This is a genomic window from Micromonospora sp. NPDC048999, assembly GCF_040649295.1.
In the GTDB taxonomy this organism is placed as follows: domain Bacteria; phylum Actinomycetota; class Actinomycetes; order Mycobacteriales; family Micromonosporaceae; genus Micromonospora.
Map to the genome: position 1 here is coordinate 662,794 of NZ_JBEZFI010000001.1, position 19,448 is coordinate 682,241.

Annotated in this window: 14 protein-coding genes; 2 read left to right on the top strand and 12 right to left on the bottom strand. The window is 73.0% G+C overall.

Annotation, left to right across the window (positions count from 1 at the left end; all coding sequences use genetic code 11):
* Positions 1 to 41: 41 nt before the first annotated feature.
* The 8 genes from AB0C02_RS03230 to AB0C02_RS03265 form a co-directional block, all read right to left on the bottom strand.
* Entirely contained in the window at positions 42 to 2,609 is a 2,568-nt protein-coding gene (locus tag AB0C02_RS03230; protein WP_357540546.1) for a helix-turn-helix domain-containing protein, read from the bottom strand.
* A 151-nt stretch (positions 2,610 to 2,760) separates the two neighbouring features.
* On the bottom strand, positions 2,761 to 3,909 hold the full coding sequence (locus AB0C02_RS03235) for an acyl-CoA dehydrogenase family protein (RefSeq protein ID WP_357540548.1): 1,149 nt from the start codon (positions 3,907 to 3,909) through the stop codon (positions 2,761 to 2,763).
* A gap of 78 nt (positions 3,910 to 3,987) precedes the next feature.
* Positions 3,988 to 5,520 carry an acyl-CoA carboxylase subunit beta gene (locus AB0C02_RS03240; protein WP_357540550.1) on the bottom strand — a complete coding sequence of 511 codons (1,533 nt, stop codon included), beginning with the start codon at positions 5,518 to 5,520 and terminating at the stop codon, positions 3,988 to 3,990.
* A 191-nt stretch (positions 5,521 to 5,711) separates the two neighbouring features.
* A complete protein-coding gene (locus AB0C02_RS03245; protein WP_357540552.1) occupies positions 5,712 to 6,632 on the bottom strand; it encodes a hydroxymethylglutaryl-CoA lyase in 921 nt (306 codons plus the stop codon).
* Positions 6,633 to 6,696: 64 nt separating this feature from the next.
* Positions 6,697 to 8,034 carry a biotin carboxylase N-terminal domain-containing protein gene (locus AB0C02_RS03250; protein ID WP_357540554.1) on the bottom strand — a complete coding sequence of 446 codons (1,338 nt, stop codon included), beginning with the start codon at positions 8,032 to 8,034 and terminating at the stop codon, positions 6,697 to 6,699.
* A gap of 42 nt (positions 8,035 to 8,076) precedes the next feature.
* Complete coding sequence (locus tag AB0C02_RS03255; RefSeq protein ID WP_357540556.1) at positions 8,077 to 8,700, bottom strand: helix-turn-helix domain-containing protein; 624 nt, start codon at positions 8,698 to 8,700, stop codon at positions 8,077 to 8,079.
* Positions 8,701 to 8,844: 144 nt separating this feature from the next.
* Positions 8,845 to 11,736, bottom strand: a complete 2,892-nt coding sequence (locus tag AB0C02_RS03260) for a hypothetical protein (protein WP_357540558.1) — start codon at positions 11,734 to 11,736, stop codon at positions 8,845 to 8,847.
* Positions 11,737 to 11,742: 6 nt separating this feature from the next.
* Complete coding sequence (locus AB0C02_RS03265) at positions 11,743 to 13,530, bottom strand: HSP90 family protein (RefSeq protein ID WP_357540560.1); 1,788 nt, start codon at positions 13,528 to 13,530, stop codon at positions 11,743 to 11,745.
* 113 nt (positions 13,531 to 13,643) lie between these two features.
* On the opposite strand from AB0C02_RS03265, the gene AB0C02_RS03270 reads away from it, so the two are divergent.
* Both AB0C02_RS03270 and AB0C02_RS03275 read left to right on the top strand, forming a co-directional pair.
* On the top strand, positions 13,644 to 14,876 hold the full coding sequence (locus tag AB0C02_RS03270; RefSeq protein ID WP_357540562.1) for an MFS transporter: 1,233 nt from the start codon (positions 13,644 to 13,646) through the stop codon (positions 14,874 to 14,876).
* A 29-nt stretch (positions 14,877 to 14,905) separates the two neighbouring features.
* Complete coding sequence (locus AB0C02_RS03275) at positions 14,906 to 15,340, top strand: hypothetical protein (RefSeq protein WP_357540564.1); 435 nt, start codon at positions 14,906 to 14,908, stop codon at positions 15,338 to 15,340.
* Here AB0C02_RS03275 and AB0C02_RS03280 read toward each other — a convergent pair.
* The 4 genes from AB0C02_RS03280 to AB0C02_RS03295 all read right to left on the bottom strand — a co-directional run bounded on the left by AB0C02_RS03280 (position 15,312) and on the right by AB0C02_RS03295 (position 19,244).
* Complete coding sequence (locus AB0C02_RS03280; RefSeq protein WP_357540566.1) at positions 15,312 to 16,952, bottom strand: hypothetical protein; 1,641 nt, start codon at positions 16,950 to 16,952, stop codon at positions 15,312 to 15,314. The genes AB0C02_RS03275 and AB0C02_RS03280 overlap by 29 nt on opposite strands.
* Positions 16,953 to 17,051: 99 nt before the next feature.
* On the bottom strand, positions 17,052 to 17,954 hold the full coding sequence (locus AB0C02_RS03285) for a sulfurtransferase (RefSeq protein WP_357540568.1): 903 nt from the start codon (positions 17,952 to 17,954) through the stop codon (positions 17,052 to 17,054).
* 73 nt (positions 17,955 to 18,027) lie between these two features.
* Positions 18,028 to 18,474, bottom strand: a complete 447-nt coding sequence (locus AB0C02_RS03290; protein ID WP_357540570.1) for a hypothetical protein — start codon at positions 18,472 to 18,474, stop codon at positions 18,028 to 18,030.
* Positions 18,475 to 18,476: 2 nt separating this feature from the next.
* Positions 18,477 to 19,244 (bottom strand): SGNH/GDSL hydrolase family protein, encoded by a 768-nt coding sequence (locus AB0C02_RS03295; protein WP_357540572.1) that lies wholly within the window; start codon positions 19,242 to 19,244, stop codon positions 18,477 to 18,479.
* Between the last annotated feature and the right edge of the window lie 204 nt (positions 19,245 to 19,448).

Genomic DNA, 19,448 nt, shown 5'->3' on the forward strand with positions numbered 1-19,448 from the left:
CTCATCACCTTCACGACCCGCCCGGGGCGGGTGCCCTCCGGTCAGCTCTGACGGCTGAGCTGACCGCGGTGGGCCACCAGCGCGTAGAGCAGGGTCTCCTCCCGGGGCAACAGGCTGATTCCGCTGGCCTGCCGCGCCCGGTCGAGCCGGTCCAGCACGGCCAGGTCAGCCGTGCTCGCCGCCAGGCCCACCAGCGCCTCGATCAGGTCCCGCCGGTTCCGGCCGTCGCCCGCCGCGTCTACCGCCGCCGCGTACCACTCGGTCGCCAGGTCACGGTCGCCCCGGTGCAGGGCGAGGTGGCCCTCGATCAGCGCGCAGATCGCATCCTCCGACCGGCGAGTGGCCTCCTGCCGGGTGGGCCGCAGCTCGGCGACCACCTGCAGCGCCTCGCTGGCCTGCCCCGCCTGGGCCAGCGCCAGGCCGACCGTGCCGAGCACCCGACGGCGATGCCCCGGGTCGCCCAGCTCGGCGAGGGCCGCCACCGCCCGCCGCCCCTGCTCCACGGCGTCGACGTACCGGCCCTCCAGGCGGGTCACCTCGGCGAGGCCGGCCCAGGCCAGCAGCCGTAGCCGCTGCTCCCCGGACTGGCCCGCGAGCCGGTCCACGACGGCCAGTCGGCGCCGGGCACCGGACAGCTCACCCGTTCGTACGTCGTGCCAGGTCAGGTACGCCTGGGCGGTGGCCATGTCGCGAAGCCGATCATGCCGGACGGCCAGCTCCAGCGCCGCCTCGGCCTGCTGTCGGGCCTCGTCATGCTCACCGACGGCGGGCAGCAGCGCACCGAGCGTCAGACGCGCCGACACCTCCCCGGCCACCTCCCCGGCGTCCCAAAAGGTGACCAACGCGGCGCGCGCCGCATCCAGTTCCTCCGCGCCGCCGTCGTGCTCCACGGCCAGCTGGGCCGACCCGAGCTGCGCCCGGGCCCGCAGCACCGGGTCGGCGTCGGCGGTACGCGGGTCAGCCAGCAACCGGCGCAGCCAATGTCGTCCGGCGACGTCCCGGCCCCGCAGCCGCCACCATTCGGGCAGCGCCGCCGCCAGCCGCAGCGCGGTCAGCGGATCGGCGGCGGCGGCGTGCGTCAGGGCCGTGGTGATGTCACTGGTCGCCTCGTCCAGCAGGTGCACCGCGGTCGGCAGGTCCGCACCGGCCAGCTTCGGGGCGACGCGGACCACCATCGCGGTGACCACGCGTGCGTGCCGGTGCCGGATCCGGGTCAGCTCGCCCTCCCCGACGGCCTGCTCGGCGGCGAAGTCGCGTACCGCGTCCAAGAGGCGGAACCGGAATGGACCGTCGCCCCGGACGCTGAGCAGGCCGAGCTCGAGCAGCCGGTCCAGCAACGGCACGACGTCCCGGTGCTGGCCGCCGTCCGCGAGCAGCTCCTCGGCCAGCTCCAACGACCAGCGGTTGCGAAACGCCGAGAGGCGGCGCAACGCCGCCCGGTCTTCGGGCGCAAGCAGCCGATAGCTGGTCGCCACCGCCTCGCGCAGGGTCACCGTACCCGCCGCACCGTCGGCGGGCGCCCAGCCCGGGCTGCCGGCGGTGGCGAGGTCGAGGACCCGGTCGCCATACCGGTCGAGCAGCTCGATGACGTCGAGGATCCGCCCGCGCGCGGCCATCAGCTCGATCGCCAGCGGCAGGCCGCCGAGGCGACGGACCAGCGCGGCGAGCGCCGGCAGCTCGGCCGGGCTGGGCGGCTCGCGGCGTACCTGGGCGAGCCGGGCGGTGAACAGCGCCGCCGCAGGCCAGCGAACCAGCTCGGCCGGCTCCGCCGGCGCCGCCCCGACCGGCGGCACATCCAGCGGCGCCACCGGCCGCACCAGTTCGCCGGGTAGGCCGACCGGGCGCCGGCCGGTCGCCAGCACCCGCAGCGCCGGTGCCGCGGCGACCAGCGTTCGTAGCGCCTGTGCCACCGGCGCGGGCGCTCGTTCCACCGCGTCCACGATCAGCAGCGCGGGTCGGCCGGCGAGCCGACAGGCGAGGTCGGCGAGCCGGTTCACGCCGAGCACCGCCGCCGACGCGGCCAGCACGTCGGCGGCGTCCGAGCCCTCGCCGACCAACACCCCGGCGACACCGGCCGGATGCTCGGCGGCCACCGCGTACGCGACGGTGAGCGCGAGCGCGGTCTTGCCGACGCCGGCCAGGCCGACCAGGCTCACCACCGGACGCTCGGCGCTCAGCAGGGCGGCCACCTCGGCGACATCCCGGTCCCGGCCGATCAGCGGGCCCGGCTGCGGCAGCGCGATCGGCGTACCGAATCCGGGGGCGGCGGAACCGGTGACCGGAAGGTGCCGCGCGGCCGGGCGCGGCACGTCGCCGGCGAGGTGTCGCCCGCCCGGGCGCGGCACGACCGGGGCCGGCCGGGCCGCGGCGCGGAACGCCTGCCGGGCGTCGCCGGCCAGACCGAGCGCGTCGGCGAGCAGGTCGACGGTGGTGCGCTGGGGCCGCGCCGACCGGCCCCGCTCCAGATCACGGACGGTCCGTACCCCGACGCCGGCCCGGCCGGCCAGCTCGGCCTGGGTGAGACCGGCGGCGAGCCGGTGCCCACGGAGCAGATCGGGCAACGGGGTACGACCATCCGGGCTCCGCGAAGGATCATGATCCGGAGTCATGGCCCCGAAGAGTACGGACGGCGTGCAACAGCCCACAGCCGACCGTCGCCCAACCGACCGCGCGGATATCCGACACGGCACCGATCCCGGGCGGCCGAGTTAAGCGGGGCCCCCTGCTATGCCCGAGGCGTTAACAGGGAACCCCTCCTTCTCACATGCCGAGGTCGCGGGCGATGATCATCCGCTGCACCTCGCTGGTGCCCTCGCCGATCTCCAGAATCTTGGAGTCCCGCCAGAAGCGGGCCACCGGGTACTCGTTCATGAAGCCGTAGCCGCCGTGGATCTGGGTGGCCTCGCGGGCGTTGTCCACCGCGATGGTGCTGGCGTGCAGCTTGGCGATGGCGGCCTGCCGCTTGAACGGCTCGCCGGCGAGCATCCGCGCGGCGGCGTCGTAGTACGCCAGCCGGGCGGTGTGCGCCTTCATCTCCATGTCGGCGATCTTGAACTGGATCGCCTGGTAGTTGCCGATCGGCTGACCGAAGGCCTGGCGCTCCGTCGCGTACTTGATCGACTCGTCGACGCAGCCCTGGGCGAGGCCCACGGCCAGGGCTGCGATGGCGATCCGCCCCTCGTCGAGGATGCGCAGGAACTGCGCGAAGCCCCGGCCGCGCTCGCCGAGCAGGTTGGCCGCCGGCACCCGGCAGTCGTCGAAGGTCAGCTCGTGGGTGTCCGAGGCGTTCCAGCCGACCTTGGAGTAGCCGGGCGCCACGCTGAAGCCGGGCGTACCCGAGGGGACGATGATGGTGGAGAGCTCCTTCGAGCCGTCCGGCTTCGTCCCGGTGACCGCGGTGACCGTGACCAGCGTGGTGATGTCGGTGCCCGAGTTGGTGATGAACGCCTTCGAGCCGTTGATCACCCACTCGTCGCCGTCCAGGACGGCGCGGGTCTGGGTGCCGCCGGCGTCCGAGCCGGTGCCCGGCTCGGTCAGCCCGAAACCGGCCAGGGCCTCGCCGCTGAGCAGTTTCGGCAGCCACTGCGCCTTCTGCTCGTCCGTGCCGAACCGGTAGATCGGCATCGCACCGAGGGAAACCGCCGCCTCCAGGGTGATCGCCACACTGGAGTCGACCCGGGCCAACTCCTCCAGGGCGAGGCAGAGCGCGAAGTAGTCGCCGCCCATGCCGCCGTGCTCCTCAGCGAAGGGCAGGCCGAACAGGCCCATCTTGCCCATCTGGCGGACGATCTCGTACGGGAAGGTGTGCTTCTCGTAGTGGTCAGCGATGGTCGGCGCCACCACCTCGCGGGCGAAGTCCCGCACGCTCTCCCGCAGCGCCTCTTGTTCCTCGCTGAGCCGGAAGTCCATCTGATCCTCCTGTTGGATGGGCCGCCGGGCGCTGGTGACGCCGGGACGGATCGCTGACGCGGCCGGGTCGCGGCCGGGTCAGACCGGGGTGACGCCGTGCCGGCGCCGGGAGAAGTGCCGATCCTTGCCGCGTGCGGCGGCGAGGCGGCGGATCAGCTCGGCGCGGAGCTCGTGCGGTTCGACGATCATGTCGACCACCAGCTCGCTGGCGAGCCGGACGATGTCGATGTCCCGCTCGTACTCCTCGCGCTTCGCGGCGACGAAGGCGGCCCGCTCGGACTCGTCCTCGATGGCGGCGATCTTGTTGGCGTAGACCGCGTTGACCGCGGCCTCCGCGCCCATCACCGCGATCTTGGCAGTGGGCAGCGCGATCGTCGCGTCCGGCTCGAAGCCGGGGCCGGCCATCGCGTAGAGGCCGGCACCGTACGCCTTGCGGACCACCACGCAGATCTTGGGTACGGTCGCCTCGGAGATCGCGGTGATCATCTTGGCGCCGTGCCGGATGATGCCCTGCTTCTCCACCGCGCTGCCGACCATGAACCCGGGCACGTCGCTCAGGAACAGCAGCGGCACGTTGAACGCGTCGCAGAGCTGCACGAAGCGGCTCGCCTTGTCGGCCGAGTCGACGAAGAGCACGCCGCCCTTGAACATCGAGTTGTTGCCGACCACGCCGACGACCTCGCCGTTCAGCCGACCGAAGCCGATGGTCAGCTCCTTGGCCCAGAGCGCCTGGATCTCGAAGAAGCTGCCCTCGTCGAGCAGGCCCTTGACGTACCGGCGCATGTCGAACGCCTGCCGCTCACTGGCCGGCACCAGCGCGGCCAGGTCCGCCTTCTCCGGCGCGGGCACGGCTTCGGCGGCCGGCGGCTGCTGGGTCCAGTTCGCCGGCAGGTACGACAGGTAGCGGCGGACCACGTCGAGCGCCTCGGCCTCGGTCTTGCAGAGGAAGTGCCCGACGCCGGACTCGGCGCAGTGCACCTTGGCCCCGCCCATCGCTTCGAGGGTGGTCTTCTCGCCGGTGACCATCTCGACCATCCGGTCGGAGCCGAGGTACATGCTGGCGTTGCCGTCCACCATGGCGACCACGTCGCAGAACGCCGGGATGTACGCCCCGCCGGCCGCGCTGGGCCCGAACAGGGCGCAGACCTGCGGGATCGAGCCGGAGGCGCGTACCTGGTTCCAGAAGATCTTGCCGGCGCCGCGCCGGCCGGGGAACAGCTCGACCTGGTCGGTGATCCGGGCCCCGGCCGAGTCGACCAGGTAGACCATCGGCACGCCGGTCGAGTACGCCCGCTCGATGGTCCGGATGATCTTCTCGACGGTACGCGCGCCCCAGCTGCCGGCCTTGACCGTGGAGTCGTTCGCCATCAGGCAGACCTGGCGGCCGTCGATGGTGGCCGTGCCGGTGACCACGCCGTCGGCGGGCAGCCCCTCGGCCGTCGCGTTGGCGTAGAGGCCGTCCTCGACGAAGGAGCCTTCGTCGACCAGGAGGGCGACCCGCTCGCGGGCGAAGAGCTTGCCCTTGGCGGCGTTCGCCGCGTGGTACTTACCCGCACCACCGGCCTTGGCGCGCTTGCGCAGCTGCTCCAGAGCCTCACCGTCGAGCGTCACGTCGACTCCCTCGCCACCAGCCGCCTCGCGAGCGACCCACCGACCTGAACGATCGTTAGGCTAGCGCATCCGCGCCCCCTCCGACGAGCCACCCGGGCAGCGTCCACCCCCGGCCACGGTGATCAAGGGGTTTGCGTCGGATCTGGCCCGCATCCAGACGCAAACACCTTGATCAACCGGCTCGGGGTGGGTTAGGCGGGGAGGGGGGTGAGGCGGGTGCGGGGGCCGGCTCGGAGGACGCCGGAGGGGAGGGGCTTGCCGACAAACTCCTCGGCCAGTTCGGCCGCCTCGATGAGCGCGTCCAGGTCGATCCCGGTGTCGATGCCCATGTCGTGCAGCATGTGCACGGCCTCCTCGGTGGCCAGGTTGCCGCTGGCCCCCGGGGCGTACGGGCAGCCGCCCAGGCCGCCGACGCTGGCGTCGAACTCGGTGACACCCAACTCCAGGGCGGCCAGCAGGTTGGCCAGGGCGGTGCCCCGGGTGTTGTGGAAGTGCAGCAGCACCGGGATGTGGGCGTTGCGGTCGCGTACCGCGGTGATCAGCTCGCGGACCCGCCGGGGCGTACCCATGCCGGTGGTGTCACCGAAGGCCACCCGGTCGGCGCCGTCGCGGACCACCCGGTCGACGATGCCGGCGACCCGCTGGGGGTCGACGTCCCCCTCGTACGGGCAGCCGAAGCTGGTCGCGACGATCACCTCGGCCCGGGCGCCCGAACCGTGCAGCAGGTCGATCAGCTCGGCGATGTCGTCCAGCGACTCGTCGGTCGAGCGGTTGACGTTACGCCGGTTGTGCGTGTCGCTGGCCGAGACCACCACCTCGATCTCGGTGAATCCGGCGGCCAGAGCCCGCTGCGCGCCACGCGTGTTCGGGACCAGGGCGGAGTAGCGCACCCCGTCGGCCTTGGCCGCCCGCTGCCACACCTCGTCGGCGTCGGCCATCTGCGGGATCGCCTTCGGATGTACGAAGGAGACGGCCTCGATCCGCTGGACGCCGGTGCCGGAGAGGGCGTCGAGCAGCCGTACCTTGGCCTCGGTCGGAATCGGCTCCTCGTTCTGCAGCCCGTCCCGGGGTCCGACCTCTCGGATGGAGACGAAGTCCGGCAGTTCCGCCATAAGGGGTCACCTCACTGTGACGGTGTTACGTGATGGGTGCCATCCAGCATGTCACCCCGGCCGGTCAGCGCATGCGGGAGACGATGCCGGTGTCGTAGTCGCCGGAGCGGAACTCCTCGTTCTCCAGCAGCTCGGCGAAGAAGGGAACGTTGTTCTTCGGGCCGGCGATCTCGAACTGGGCCACCGCCGCCCGCGCCCGCTCGACGGCCTCGGCGCGGTCCTTGCCGCTGACGATCAGCTTGGCCATCAGGCTGTCGTAGAACGGGGTCACCGTGTTGCCGGCGACGTAGCCGGAGTCGACCCGTACGCCCTCGCCGGCGGGCTCGTTCCACGTGGTGATCGCACCCGGTCCGGGCAGGAAACGCTTCGGGTCCTCCGCGTTGATCCGCAGCTCGATGGCGTGCCCGCGCGGGTCGAGCGCGTCCGGGTCGAAGGTCGGGGCCAGTCCGGCGGCCACCCGCAGCTGCTCCTCCACCAGGTCGACGCCGTAGACGTACTCGGTGACCGGGTGCTCGACCTGGAGCCGCGTGTTCATCTCCAGGAAGAAGAACTCCTGCGTCGCAACGTCGAGCAGGCACTCCACCGTGCCGGCGTTGCGGTAGTTGACCGCCTCACCCGCCCGCACCGCAGCGGCCAGGAGGCGCTCCCGCAGCTCCGGAGAGACCGCCGGGGACGGCGACTCCTCGACCAGTTTCTGGTTGCGCCGCTGCACCGAGCACTCCCGCTCACCGAGGGCGACCACCCGGCCGTCAGCCAGGCCGAGGATCTGCACCTCGACGTGGCGTACCCGGGGGAAGTAGCGCTCGATCAGCACCGAACCGTCGCCGAACATCCGCTCGGCGAACGAACGGACCTTGTTGTACTCGGTGCGCAGCGCGGCCTCGTCGGCGGCCACCCCCATGCCCATGCCGCCGCCACCGGCCGCGGCCTTGACCATCACCGGGTAGCCGATCTCCGCGGCGGCGGCCACCGCCGCGGACAGGTCGGCCGCCGGGTCGGTGGTGCCGGGCGCGACCGGCACCCCGGCCGCCGCCATCAGGTTCCGGGCGTTGATCTTGTCGCCCATCGCGGTGATCGCATCCGCGCCGGGCCCGACCCAGATCAGGCCACTGGCCTCGACGGTACGGGCGAAGTCGGCGTTCTCCGAAAGGAAGCCGTAGCCGGGGTGGATCGCCTGGGCGCCGGTCGACTTGGCGGCGGCGAGAATGGCCTCGACGTTGCGGTAGCTCAGCGCCGGGTTGGCCGGGCCGACGCAGACCGCCTCGTCCGCCTCGGTCACGAACGGCAGGCCGGCGTCGGCCTCCGAGTGCACCGCGATCGCGCGGATCCCCAGCCGCCTGGCGGTACGGATGATCCGGCGGGCGATCTCCCCCCGGTTGGCGACCAGCAGTGACTCGATCATGTTTCCTCCCGGCGTCCAAAGGTTGGGACGGATGCTAGGGAATCACGAGTCGGTCGACGCGAGCAGGGCGGCAAGTGTCGCGCCACGCAGCAGCGCGGCCCGGCGGCGGCGCTCCACCTCGCCGCCGAGGAACGGGGTGGAGTTCATCAGGCCGAACGCGGCGTGGGCGAGCACCCGCGCCTCGCCGTCCGGCAGCCCCGGGTGCAGCGCGGTCAGCACCGTCACCCACTCCTCGACGTACATCCGCTGGAGCCGGCGGATCCGGCGGCGCGGCTCGTCGGGAAGGCGGTCAAGCTCGTGCAGGTGCAGGGCGATCACCGCCGGATTGGCCAGCGCGAAGTCGACGTGGAAGTCGATCAGCGACTCCAGCGCGCCGCGCGGGTCGTCCGGGTGGTCGGCCGCGCGCTCCTGCCCGCCGGCGAGCAGGCCCTCGCTGACCGGGATCAGCGCGGCGACCAGCATGGCCTCCTTGCCCGCGAAGTGGTGGTAGAGAGCCGGGCCGGTCACCCCGGCGGCGGCGCCGATGTCGTCCATCGACACGCCGTGATAGCCGCGGGCGGCGAAGAGCCCCACCGCGATCTCCAGGATCTCGTCCCGCCGGGACCGGCGTCGACCCGTACCCCTCGCTCCGCTCGCCGCACCCCGCGACCGCTGTCCCACCGTCACCGGGCCAGCCTAGACCTCCGAGCCGCAACGGTGGCGATTCGGTTACCCGCCAGTTGCCTAACCCGTTAGCAGGTCGGTCAGGAAATGTGCGTCCTCGGCCCGGGCCGAATCGGGCGCGCACCTCCTGACCGACTGCCGAAGGAGTCAGTCCTCCTCGATGCCGTGTTCAGCGCGTATCTTCGCGGCGTCGGACGAGCGGCCCATCTCGTCGAGGGACCGGGCCAGCAGCCAGGCGGCATGTCCCGCCGGACGGGAGCCGCTGGGCAGCCCGCCGAGCACCCGGCGCAGCAGTTCCTCCGCCTCCGCCGGCCGGCCGTCCCGCAGCAGCAGTTCCCCGGTGAACACCTCGACCTGGGCCGCCTCGCCGAACGCCTCAATCGACCGCAGCCGATCCGGTACGCCGACCACCCGCTCCAGCGCGGACGTCAGCCGCTCCTCGGCGAGCAGCACCCGGGCCACCGCGTCGGCGACCATCGCCCGCTCGTACGTCACCGCCGGCGGCTCATCGAGGAGGTCGGCGAGCGCCGCGGCAGCCGCGTCCACCACCTCGATCGCGGCGACCGCGGCCGGCAGGTCACCGGACCAGAGCAGGGCCAACAGCTCCCGCCGCCGGGCCCGCAGCTCGTCCAGCCGGTGCCCGGCCAGCCGGTACGCCGACGCCGCCTCCGCGAACCGCTGCGCCGCCAGCGCGTCCCGGTCCGCGTCGTAGAGGATCCCCCCGGCCTCCTCCAGCACCTGCGCCCGGTGCGGGAGGTTGTCCGGCCCGTCGAGGTTGTCGGCGAGCTGGTCGAGCAGTGCGAGGGCGGGCTCGATCTCACCCAGCCCGTGGTAGATGCCGGCCAGCAGGTGCCGGCAACGGTCGGCCTCGGCCTGCGCGCCAGCCCGGTCCAGTCCGATCACCGCCTCCTCCGCCACCTCGGCGGCCTCGCCGAGCCGGCCGGCCAACCGGTACGCCTCGGCCAATTCCCAGCGGAGCAGCGCGTCCCCCGGCAGCCCCTGCTCCACGCAGAGGGTGACCGCCTCGACGAAGTCGTCCACCGCCTCGCCGGCCCGGTCGGTCGCGAGCAGTGCCCGCCCCCGGGTGACCCGGGCAGCGAGCCGCGCGCCCGGCGGAGCCACAGCCAGAGCCTCGTCGCAGGCGGCGACCGCCTCGCTCGGATCGTCCACCGCCCGGGCATACGCCAGGCAGGCGCTGGTGAGCATCTCGCCGTCGCCCAACTCCCGGCTGAGCCGCCGGGCGTGCGCCGCCGCCTCCCGGAACTCCTCGGCCCGCGCCAGTTGCTCCAGCACGTGCGTCCGGTGCAGCGCCACCCGGGCGGCGAGCCACGGATCGGCGTCGACGTCGACCACCGCCCGGTCGAGCGCCAGGAGCGCGTCGGACCACTCCTCGCGGTGCACGTGGGCCAGGGCCAGCCGATCCCACGCGGCGGCGCGTTCCCGCTGGTCACCGTGTTCCATGAGGTGATCAATCGAGGCCCGGAGCAGCCCCAGCCCCTCCGCCGCGCTCTCCTCGCTCAGGCAGAGCAGCACGCCGAGCCGGCCGGCCACCACCTGCGCCCGGATCGGGTCGGGCACTGCCTGCCAGGCAGCCAGCGCAGCCCGGTTGACCTCGATCGCCATGGACGCGTCGTCGCCGGCGTTCTCGGCCAGCTCGCCGACGCGCAACTCCAGCCGCCGGGCCCGGGTGGCGGCTGGCAGATCAGCCCCGCCGTACCGCTCGTCGTACGCCCGCAGTGCGGCGAGCAGCCCGTCCCGCCGGTGGGTGCGCCAGCAGTCGTCGGCGAGCGCCAGCAACTCGTCGGCGCCGGCCTGGGCCGGAATGACCACCGCCGGGGTGGGCGGCACCACCCCCGCACCACCGGACGGGTCGGTGTCGGCAACCGCAGTGGCTGGCGCGGTCGCGTCGCCGGCCCGCGGCGCGGGCACCGGCCGACGGCGCAGGCTGGCGGAGAGCGGCAGATGCTCGCCCGCCGGCCGGGCCGCGAGCCGCCGGGTGATCAACTCGGACTGGTACGTGGTGCCGTTGCGCGCGTCGAAGCGGCCGGCCAGCTCGGTGGCCGTAGCGGACAGCTCCTCGGCGAGCGCGCCTGCCGGCACGTCCGCGGCCGCCCGGTCGCCGGACGCGCGCCGGTGCACGGTCAGCTCGCCGGGCACCTGGCGCAGTGCGGCCGAGGCGGTGGCCGCGAAATGCATCGCGGCGGCCGGCGTAGGCGCCCGATCCAGCCAGTCGAGGTGCCGTTCGACCAGCTCCAGCGCCCGAGCATCGTTGCCGGTCACCGTGCAGAACTCGACGTGGTCGGCGATCTCCCACAGGTTGGAGAGGCGCCCGCGCAGCAGCCGGTACGCCTCCCGGTGCGCGTCGCGCGCGGCGTCCAGCCGACCGGCCTCCCGATAGGGCGTGAGCAGCGCGGTGAGGATGGCCTGCGGCTGCTCGATGCAGCTCAACCGGCCGGCGAGCACCGGCTCGGCCAGCGCCACCGCCTCCTCGTGCCGGCCCACGTGGGCCAGGTGCTCCACCTGTGCGGTCGGGTCGCAGCCGGCGCAGTCGGAGAGGGCGTCCCGGGGCGTGGTCATCCAGCGCCGGTACCACTGCGCCGCCTCCTCCGCCGCGCCGAGGTGCTCGGCGACCAGATAGCGGTGTTTGTACACGGCCTGGAGGGTGTGCCCGGACTCCCGGTAGCGCCGTTCCATGTCGTCGAGCACCGCATACGTGCGGTCGAGCGGCAGCTCGGGGAACTTCAGCATGGCAGTGACCATGTGCTTGAAGAACCAGAGCAGCGAGTGGGTGTAGCGCTCGTGGTAGGGCTGCGGATCCCGGTCGTATTCGGACAGGCACCAGGAGAAGGTGACGAAGGACTTGGCGGGCTCGCCGCCGTAGACGTATGCGGTGGTCCCGAGGATCCGGACCGCGAAGGCGAGGTGCCGGTCGTCACCGGCGTCGACGCGCCGGAGCAGCTGCTCCAGTGCCGCGATCTGCCCCGGGCCATACGGCATCTTGTCGATCTCGTGCAGCATCCGCCAGAGGTCGTCGCTCATGGCTGCTCACTCCCGTCCGGGTACGGCCCGGCCGAGCAGGCCGAGGAAGGAACTGTTCAACAGCGCGGCGTCGGCCGCGCGGATCGGGTGGTGCCCGAGCAGCAGGGCCTGCCCGTAGAGCGCCTCGACGGCGAGCCCGACCAGCTCCGGGTCGGTCAGCGTGGTGACCCGGCGGACCAGCGGGTTGCGGTGGTTGAGCACCAGCTGCGGCCGGTCCGGCGGGGCGGAGGCGGCCAGCGCGTCAAGCACCCCGCCCCACAGCTCGTCGGCCCGGTCCCGGCTGGCGGCGAGCTGGTCGTTGAACGCGGCCGAACGGCTGACCAGGTAGAGCGCCGGCAGTGAGATCGGGTCGTACGCCCGGATCACCACCTCGCAGCCGAGCCGTTCCAGGGCCCGCTGCGCCCCGGTGAGGAACGGCCGCAGGGCAAGCTCGGTCTGCCGGTCGAGGACGTCGAAGCGGGTGGTGAGATCGCTCGGCTCCAGCCGCTCGATGAGCACCGACCGGTCCACGGTGGGCAGCCGCTCGATCAGCTCGGTGTCGTACGTGTAGCCACCGTTCACCACGGCCACGTCCTGGGCCGCCGCGACGGCGGCGAGCTGGCGGAACTCGTCGAGGCTGGCGGCGTAGCGCAGGACGCCGTGCCGCTGACGGAACTCGGCGAGGGTGAGGGTGCCGACGTTGGTGTCCATCGGCCACCACTGGTCGACCAGGCGGAGCATCTCGTCGTCATGCAGGGCGAGCGCCTTGACCCCGAGGTGATGCACCTGGAGGAACTCGGCGAGCCGCCGGGGGTCGTGCTTGGCCAGCCGGACCAGCCAGCCGCGCACCTGGTCTCCGAGTACCTCCCGGCTGGCGGTGAGCAGGGCGTCCTCGTAGAGCGCCTCCCGGCTGGCAGTCGGGCGCAGCTCGCTGGCGTCCACCACGCAGTGGGCGAAGAACGCCCAGTCAGGCAACAGCCCCTCGGCGTGCTCGGCGAGCAGCATCCGCTTGAGGTAAACCCGGTGCCCCGCGCGGGCGGCCGGGTTCACCGGGGTGGGCAGGATGAAGGCGACCCCGGTCAGCCCCGCCTCGGGCACCGCCAGCGGCACCACGTCGAACGGGACGAAGCCGAGGACATCCTGCGCGTAGCGGTGGAGGGCGGCGCGGTCGACCCGCGCCCCCGGGGTGGTCGGCCACGGCGGCGGGCCGGCGGTGGTCGGCATGTCACCGACCCGCACGTCCACCGGAAGCAGCGCGCCGTAGAGGCGGGCCAGCTCGGCCACGGTCGGCACGCCGAACCACTGGTCGGCGTCGCGCCGGGGCACCAGCGTCACGGTGGTGCCGACCTCGCGCCGCGCCTGCTCAGGCTTGGCGACCTCGACCGCGTATCGGCCGTCGGACCAGCCCGTCCAGAGCACGGTGGGCTGATCGGCGTGCCGGGTGACCACCCGGATCTCGTCGGCGACCAGGAAGCAGGAGAGCAGGCCGATGCCAAACTGGCCGAGGAACTCATGCCGGGAGAACCCTAGCTCGTCCCGCTTGGAGCTACGCCCAATGGTGGCCAGCAGCTCGTGCACCTGCGCCTCGGTCAGACCGATGCCGGTGTCGTGCACCCGCAGCGTGCCGTCACCGGTCAGCTCCGGCGGCTCGATCCTGATTCGGGCCGGCGCGTCCGGCCCGGTCGCCCGGCGGGCGGTGATCGCGTCGACGGCGTTCTGGAGCAGCTCCCGGACGTAGACCCGTGGGCTGCCGTAGAGATGATGACTGAGCAGGTCGACCACGCCTCGGAGGTCGACCTGGAAAGTGCGGTCCAATCGCGCTCCCCGTTCGGATTTCGGCGCTCACCGTACCGGCGATGCCCGACAGTGTCCGTCCGGTTTTCGGCTACTTGACCCTCGACCCGGTAGAGGCCACAGGGTCCATCGACATGACCGTTCCCGCCCTCGGCCGCGACTACCGGCTGCTCTGGTCCGCCGCCGTCGCCTCCCGGTTCGGCGACGCCCTGCGTACGCCGGCCCTGGCCCTGCTGGCTGCCACGCTGACCCGCGATCCGCGGGCGATCGCCGCGGTGACCGTTGCCGGGCAGCTCCCGCCGCTGCTCCTCGGCCTGCTCGGCGGCGCGTACGCCGATCGCTGGGACCGCCGCCGGACGATGGCCGCGGTGGACGGGGCGCGGGCCGTCGTGGTGGCCGCCCTGGCCGTGCTGGTAATCACCGGGCAAGCCGGCGTCGGCGCCCTGGTGGCGGTCGCGTTCCTGCTCGCCGCCCTCGGCACGCTCTTCGACGCGGCCTCGTTCGCCGTGCTGCCGTCGCTGGTGCCCCCGGCCGCCCTGCCCACCGCCAACGGCCGCCTCCAGGCCGGCACCGCGGTCGCCGGGGGCTTCCTCGGCGCACCCCTGGCCGGCCTGCTCTTCGCCCTCGCCGCGCCGCTCCCGTTCGCCCTCGACGCCCTCACCTTCGCCCTGGCCGCCCTCCTCGCCCTCGCCCTGGCCGCCCCCGCCCCCGCCCCGACTCCGGGTGGGCGGGGGTCGGTGTGGGGCGAGGCGTGGGCGGGGATGCGGTGGGTGCGGGGGGATCGGGTGTTGTGGCGGATCGGCCTCGCCGCTGCCGGGTCGAACCTGGCCATCAGCGGACTCATGGCGGTGCTGGTGCTGTACGCCCTCGAGGTGCTGCGGGTGCCGCCGGCCGCGTACGGGCTGTTCGCGGCGGGAGCGGTGGTCGGCGGTCTGGTCGGGGCGCTCGCCGCCGGACGGATGGCGGAACGGTTCGGCACGCTGCCCGCGCTACGCGGGGTGCTGCTCGGGCAGACCGTGGCGCTGATCGGGTTCGCGCTGGCGCGGCACCCGCTGGTCGGGGGCATCGCGCTCGCCTGCTTCGCCGTCGGCACGACGGTTTGGAACAGCCTGTGGTCGGCGTACGGCCAGCGGCACGTGCCGCCGGAACTGCTCGGTCGGGTCGGCGCGGCGCAGCGGATGCTCGGGTTGGCCGGCGCGCCGGTCGGGGCGGCGCTGGCCGGGTTGGCCGGGAAGGCGTACGGGGTGGCCCCGGTGGGCTGGGCGCTGGCCGTGGTCTTCGCCCTGGTCACCGCGGCTGCGTGGCGGACGCTGCGGGGAACCACTGAGCACGCCGAGCGCCGGGCGGAGCCGGCCGTCCGTATCTAGGCTGAGAAAAACGGCGGGAGGAGGGCGGGGTGACGCAGCACGACGAGGTGCACCTCAGAAACCGGCAACGGATGCTGGCGGGCGTCCTCCTCGCCGGGGGCGGGCTGTTCGACGGCCTCGCCGGGGTGAGCGACCTGTACGACGACAAATACGTCGTGGAGAGCCAGGAAGGGCTCCGCCACCTCGACCTGAGCGGCTGGTCCTGGGCGCACGAGGGGACCGGGGCGCTGATGCTGGTGGGCGGGCTGCTCCTCCTCTTCACCGCCCGCCCCTGGTCGGTCTGGCTCGCCAGGGTGGCGGCGGTGGTCGGCATCGTGCTCCACCTGGTCACGCTCCCGTTCGAACCGTTCTGGGCCCTGGTCGTGATCGGGCTGGCGGTGGCGGCGCTGCGGCTGCTCTGGCTGTCCCGGCGGCGGCCCGCTCGGGCCGACGCCGTCAGCTCTCCTCACAGACCCGCCCGGTGAAGGCCGGGTCGGGCAGCCGTTCACCCCGCCATACCGGGTTGAAGCTGATCGGCAGTGGCGGCGCCTGCCAGGCGGCGGAGACGTCCTGGATCAGGTTGTAACCGGGCTCGGGCGCACTGACCGGCTCCCCGGCGAGGAAGTTCACCAACCGCGCCTGGACCACCGGCCGAGCCAGCAGGCCACCGTGTACGGCCGGCATCTGGAAGACCGGAACGCCGGCGTACTTGCCCGGCGGAGACTCGGTGGCGGTGGTGGTCGGCAGGAACGCCACGATCCGCACGCCGGAGACCGGGCACATCAGGTCGTTGCGATAGAAGGGCGCGTGGTCAAGGATCGACCGGACGAACGGCTCGTCCGGCCCGGTGCCGCTCATCGCGATGAGGTCGGCGAGGCCGAAGATGACTCGCAGTTCCCAGCCGGCGGCGATGCCCCAGCCCGAGGAGGCCCCAGCCGGCGGGTAGTAGGACCGGCCCGCGTTGACCAGCGGGCTGAACATGGCCAGGATGTTCACCGGCGAATGCGGCCGGTCGGCCAGGTAGGTCCGGGAGACGAGCGCCCCCTCGCTCTGCCCGACCAGCGCCACCGGCAGGCCGGTACGCCGGTGCAGCAACTCCACCTGGGTGTCGAGCATCGCCACGCTGGACTCGATCGACCGGAAGGTGTCCGGGACCCCGAACGGCATGGGTCGGCCCTGCGCATCCAGCCCTCGGTAGGAGAACCACTGCACCTTCGGGTCGACGGGCGGTTCCCCGTCGTACGCGCTGCCGTGCCCGGCGACGAAGATCACCGCGTGCCGGACGGTGGGCGGCAGCGGTTGGTCGAACAGCAGGATCCGCGGCGGCGTGCTCGACGTGGTGGTCACGGCCGCCAGCGCCGGCTGCACCACTACCGGCACGATGAAGGCGAGCAGGATCGCCAGCGGCGCGGCGGGCACCCGCGCCCAGCGGACCGGCCGGCGCGGCAGCAGGGCGGAGGCCACGGTGCGCTGCCAGAGCAGTCCATTGATCGCCCCGGCGATCGCCGCCACCGGTGCCGTCCACCCGATCGGCACCCCCCAGACCAACGCGCCACCGATGGTCAGCACCACGAAGTTGAGCAGGGACCAGCCGACCAGCTCGATCGAGGGCAGCCCGCGCCACCAGGAGCTCACCACGGCGGAACGTTGCAGGAACGGCGCCAGCAGGAACAGCGGCAGCAGCGAGGCGAGCAGCAGCCAGGAGAGGGCGACCACCGAGGCGGCGATAGACAGGGCTGCCCAGGGCGACACCACCACGACGACCATCACGGTCAACGCGAGGTTCCGCCGGGCCAGCCAGCGCAGGCTCGGCCGGGGCAACTGCCGCGGCCAGGACAGGGCGACCAGCGCGGTGGTGAGCCCCGCCCGGATCAGGATGAGGCCGACCAGTCCGATGGCGAAGATCAGCCACGTGTCGTGGTAGACGAACAGCCACCGCAGGTCGTGATACGTGTCGTACGGCCAGACCGCGGTGACCTGCGCGGGCAGCCCGTCGGCGGCGCGGAACCGGAACGCGTCGAGAACAGCCCCCTCGATGGCAGGCGGCAGCGCGGCCAGCGCGAGCAGCGCGACGAACCGCTTGTCCGGGCGTTTCACGCCCCCTCCCTCGGCTGCTCCGACGACCGCTTACCCAGCCAGCCTGCCCCGTCGGACCCGGGGCGCAGGGGGGAACGCCGAATCGCCCCCCGGTCGAGATCAGCCGGCGAGGCCGCCCGGCTGGTCGCCCTTCACCACGGGAGCGCGAACCAGGTTTCCCCACTCCGTCCACGAGCCGTCATAGTTGCGAACCTGCGGGTAGCCCAGCAGGTGCTGCAGCACGAACCAGGTGTGGCTGGACCGTTCGCCGATCCGGCAGTACGCCACCACGTCGTCGGACGGACTCAGGCCGAGCTGGTCGGCGTAGATGGCGCGCAGCTCGTCGGCCGACCTGAAGGTGCCATCGTCGTTCGCGGCGGACTTCCACGGCTTGTTCACCGCGCCGGGGATGTGCCCGCCGCGCAGCGCCCCCTCCTGCGGATAGTCCGGCATGTGCAGCATCTCGCCGGTGTACTCACCGGGCGAGCGGACGTCGACAAGCGGCCGGCCGTCGGCGACGTGCGCCATCACCTGCTCCCGGTACGCGCGGATCGGCGCGTCGTTCCGCTCCGGCACGGGGTAGTCGGCGCGCGGCCGGGTCACCTTCTCACGGGTCAGCTCACGCCCCTCGGCGATCCACTTCTGCCGGCCGCCGTCGAGCAGCCGCACGTCCGGGTGGCCGAAGAGGGAGAAGACCCAGAGCGCGTACGCGGCCCACCAGTTGAAGTTGTCGCCGTAGAAGACCACCGTGTCGTCCCGACCGATGCCCTTGGCGGCGCACAGCTCGGCGAAGCTCTTCGCGTCGAGATAGTCCCGGGTCACCTGGTCGTTCAGCTCGGTGTGCCAGTCAACCTTGACCGCGCCGGGGAGGTGACCGGTGTCGTACAGCAGCACGTCCTCGTCGGACTCGACCACCACCAGGCCCTCGTCGCCCAGGTGCTCGGCCAGCCACCCGGTGGTGACCAGGCGCTGCGGGTGGGCGTACGACTGGAGGTGAGGGTTCGGATCGCTCGGCACAGGCATGAGCCCCAAGCTACGCCCGATTCCGGGCCGAACGGCCGGTCAACGGAAACCGGGTGCAGCGGATGCGGCGGGTTCAGGCGCGGCGGTGCACGAGCCGACCAGCCACCACCGTGACCAGACAGGAACCGTCGGCATCGAACACGGCGAGGTCGGCCCGCCCGCCGACCAGCAGCGCTGGCGGGCGTGGACCGTCCAGCACCGCTACGCCGTTCCGGGCGGCCGCGGCCCGTAGGCTCGGCTCGGCCACGTGCGCAGCGAGCACTGCAGCGGCACCGCGCCGGAACAGGGCGTGAACCCGCTCGCGCGGGGTGGGGGCGGGCGGAATCGGCCCGTCGTGCACCAGCGCCGGACCGAGGGTGCCGGCCCACCGCCGCACCCGAACCCGGGGGTACGCCTCCGTCAGCTCGTCCAGCGGCGCGACGGCCTCGACCCGGTCGCCGGATACCAGGACGGCCTGTTCGGCGGCTGGCTCGGCGTCGAGGGTGAGCCGCAGCAGCGGAGCGGCGTGAATCGTCCGCACGGTCAGTCGGCGATCGGCCCGAGCACCGGCCGCTTCGCGGTGACCAGGTCGCCGGAGGAACGGCCGGTCAGCCGCCGCTTGATCCACGGGGCCAGGTGCTGCCCGGCCCAGCGCAGGTCGGCGGCGCGGGCGGCCAGCCACGGGGTCGGCGCGGGGTGCGGTGGCACCAGCAGCCACTCCTCGTCGCAGCCGACCCCGAGCGCGGTGAGCACCTGCCCGGCGACCCGCCGGTGCCCGGCCGCCGACATGTGCAGTCGGTCGGTGCTCCACAGCAGCGGGTTGAGGTAGGTGTCGTCGGCGTACAGGTCGACCAGGATGGCACCGTGGCGCTCGGCGACCTCCCCCACCACCCGGTTCAACAGCTGCACCCGGGGCGCGACGAGTCGCTGCCCGGGAAGCCGGGCCATCACGTCGGCGAACCGGAAGAGGACCACGTCGGCGCCGCTGCCGCGCAGCTCGCCGATCAGCTTGTCGAACCGGGGGACGAACGAGTCGACGTCGAAGGTACGCCGCAGCACGTCGTTGCCGCCGGCCGCGAAGCTGATCAGGTCGGGCTTCATGGCCAGGGCGGCCGGCACCTGCTGGGCGACGATGTTCGAGAACAGGCGGCCCCGGATCGCCAGGTTGGCGTACCCGAAGTCGGGGCCGGCCTCGGCGGCGAGCCGGGTCGCGACCAGATCGGCCCAGCCGCGGTAGGTGCCGTCCGGATAGGCGTCGTTCATGCCCTCGGTGAAGCTGTCACCCACTGCCACGAAGCTGCGCCAGCGCACCACGCCTCCCTCTGACGTCCCGGCCGGGTTGCGTCGTTCAGTCTGTCACCGCCGTGTGTCGTCGCTCGACCCCCGGCCACCGCCGGCGCGGCCGGGCAACACCCGATCACCCATGTTTTGCCCTGAAAGGGGGAAGCATCAGGCAAAGAGCGGGCAGATCGCCGAGGTGCCCCCACCCTTAGGAAGCGTCTGAATGCGTCGACC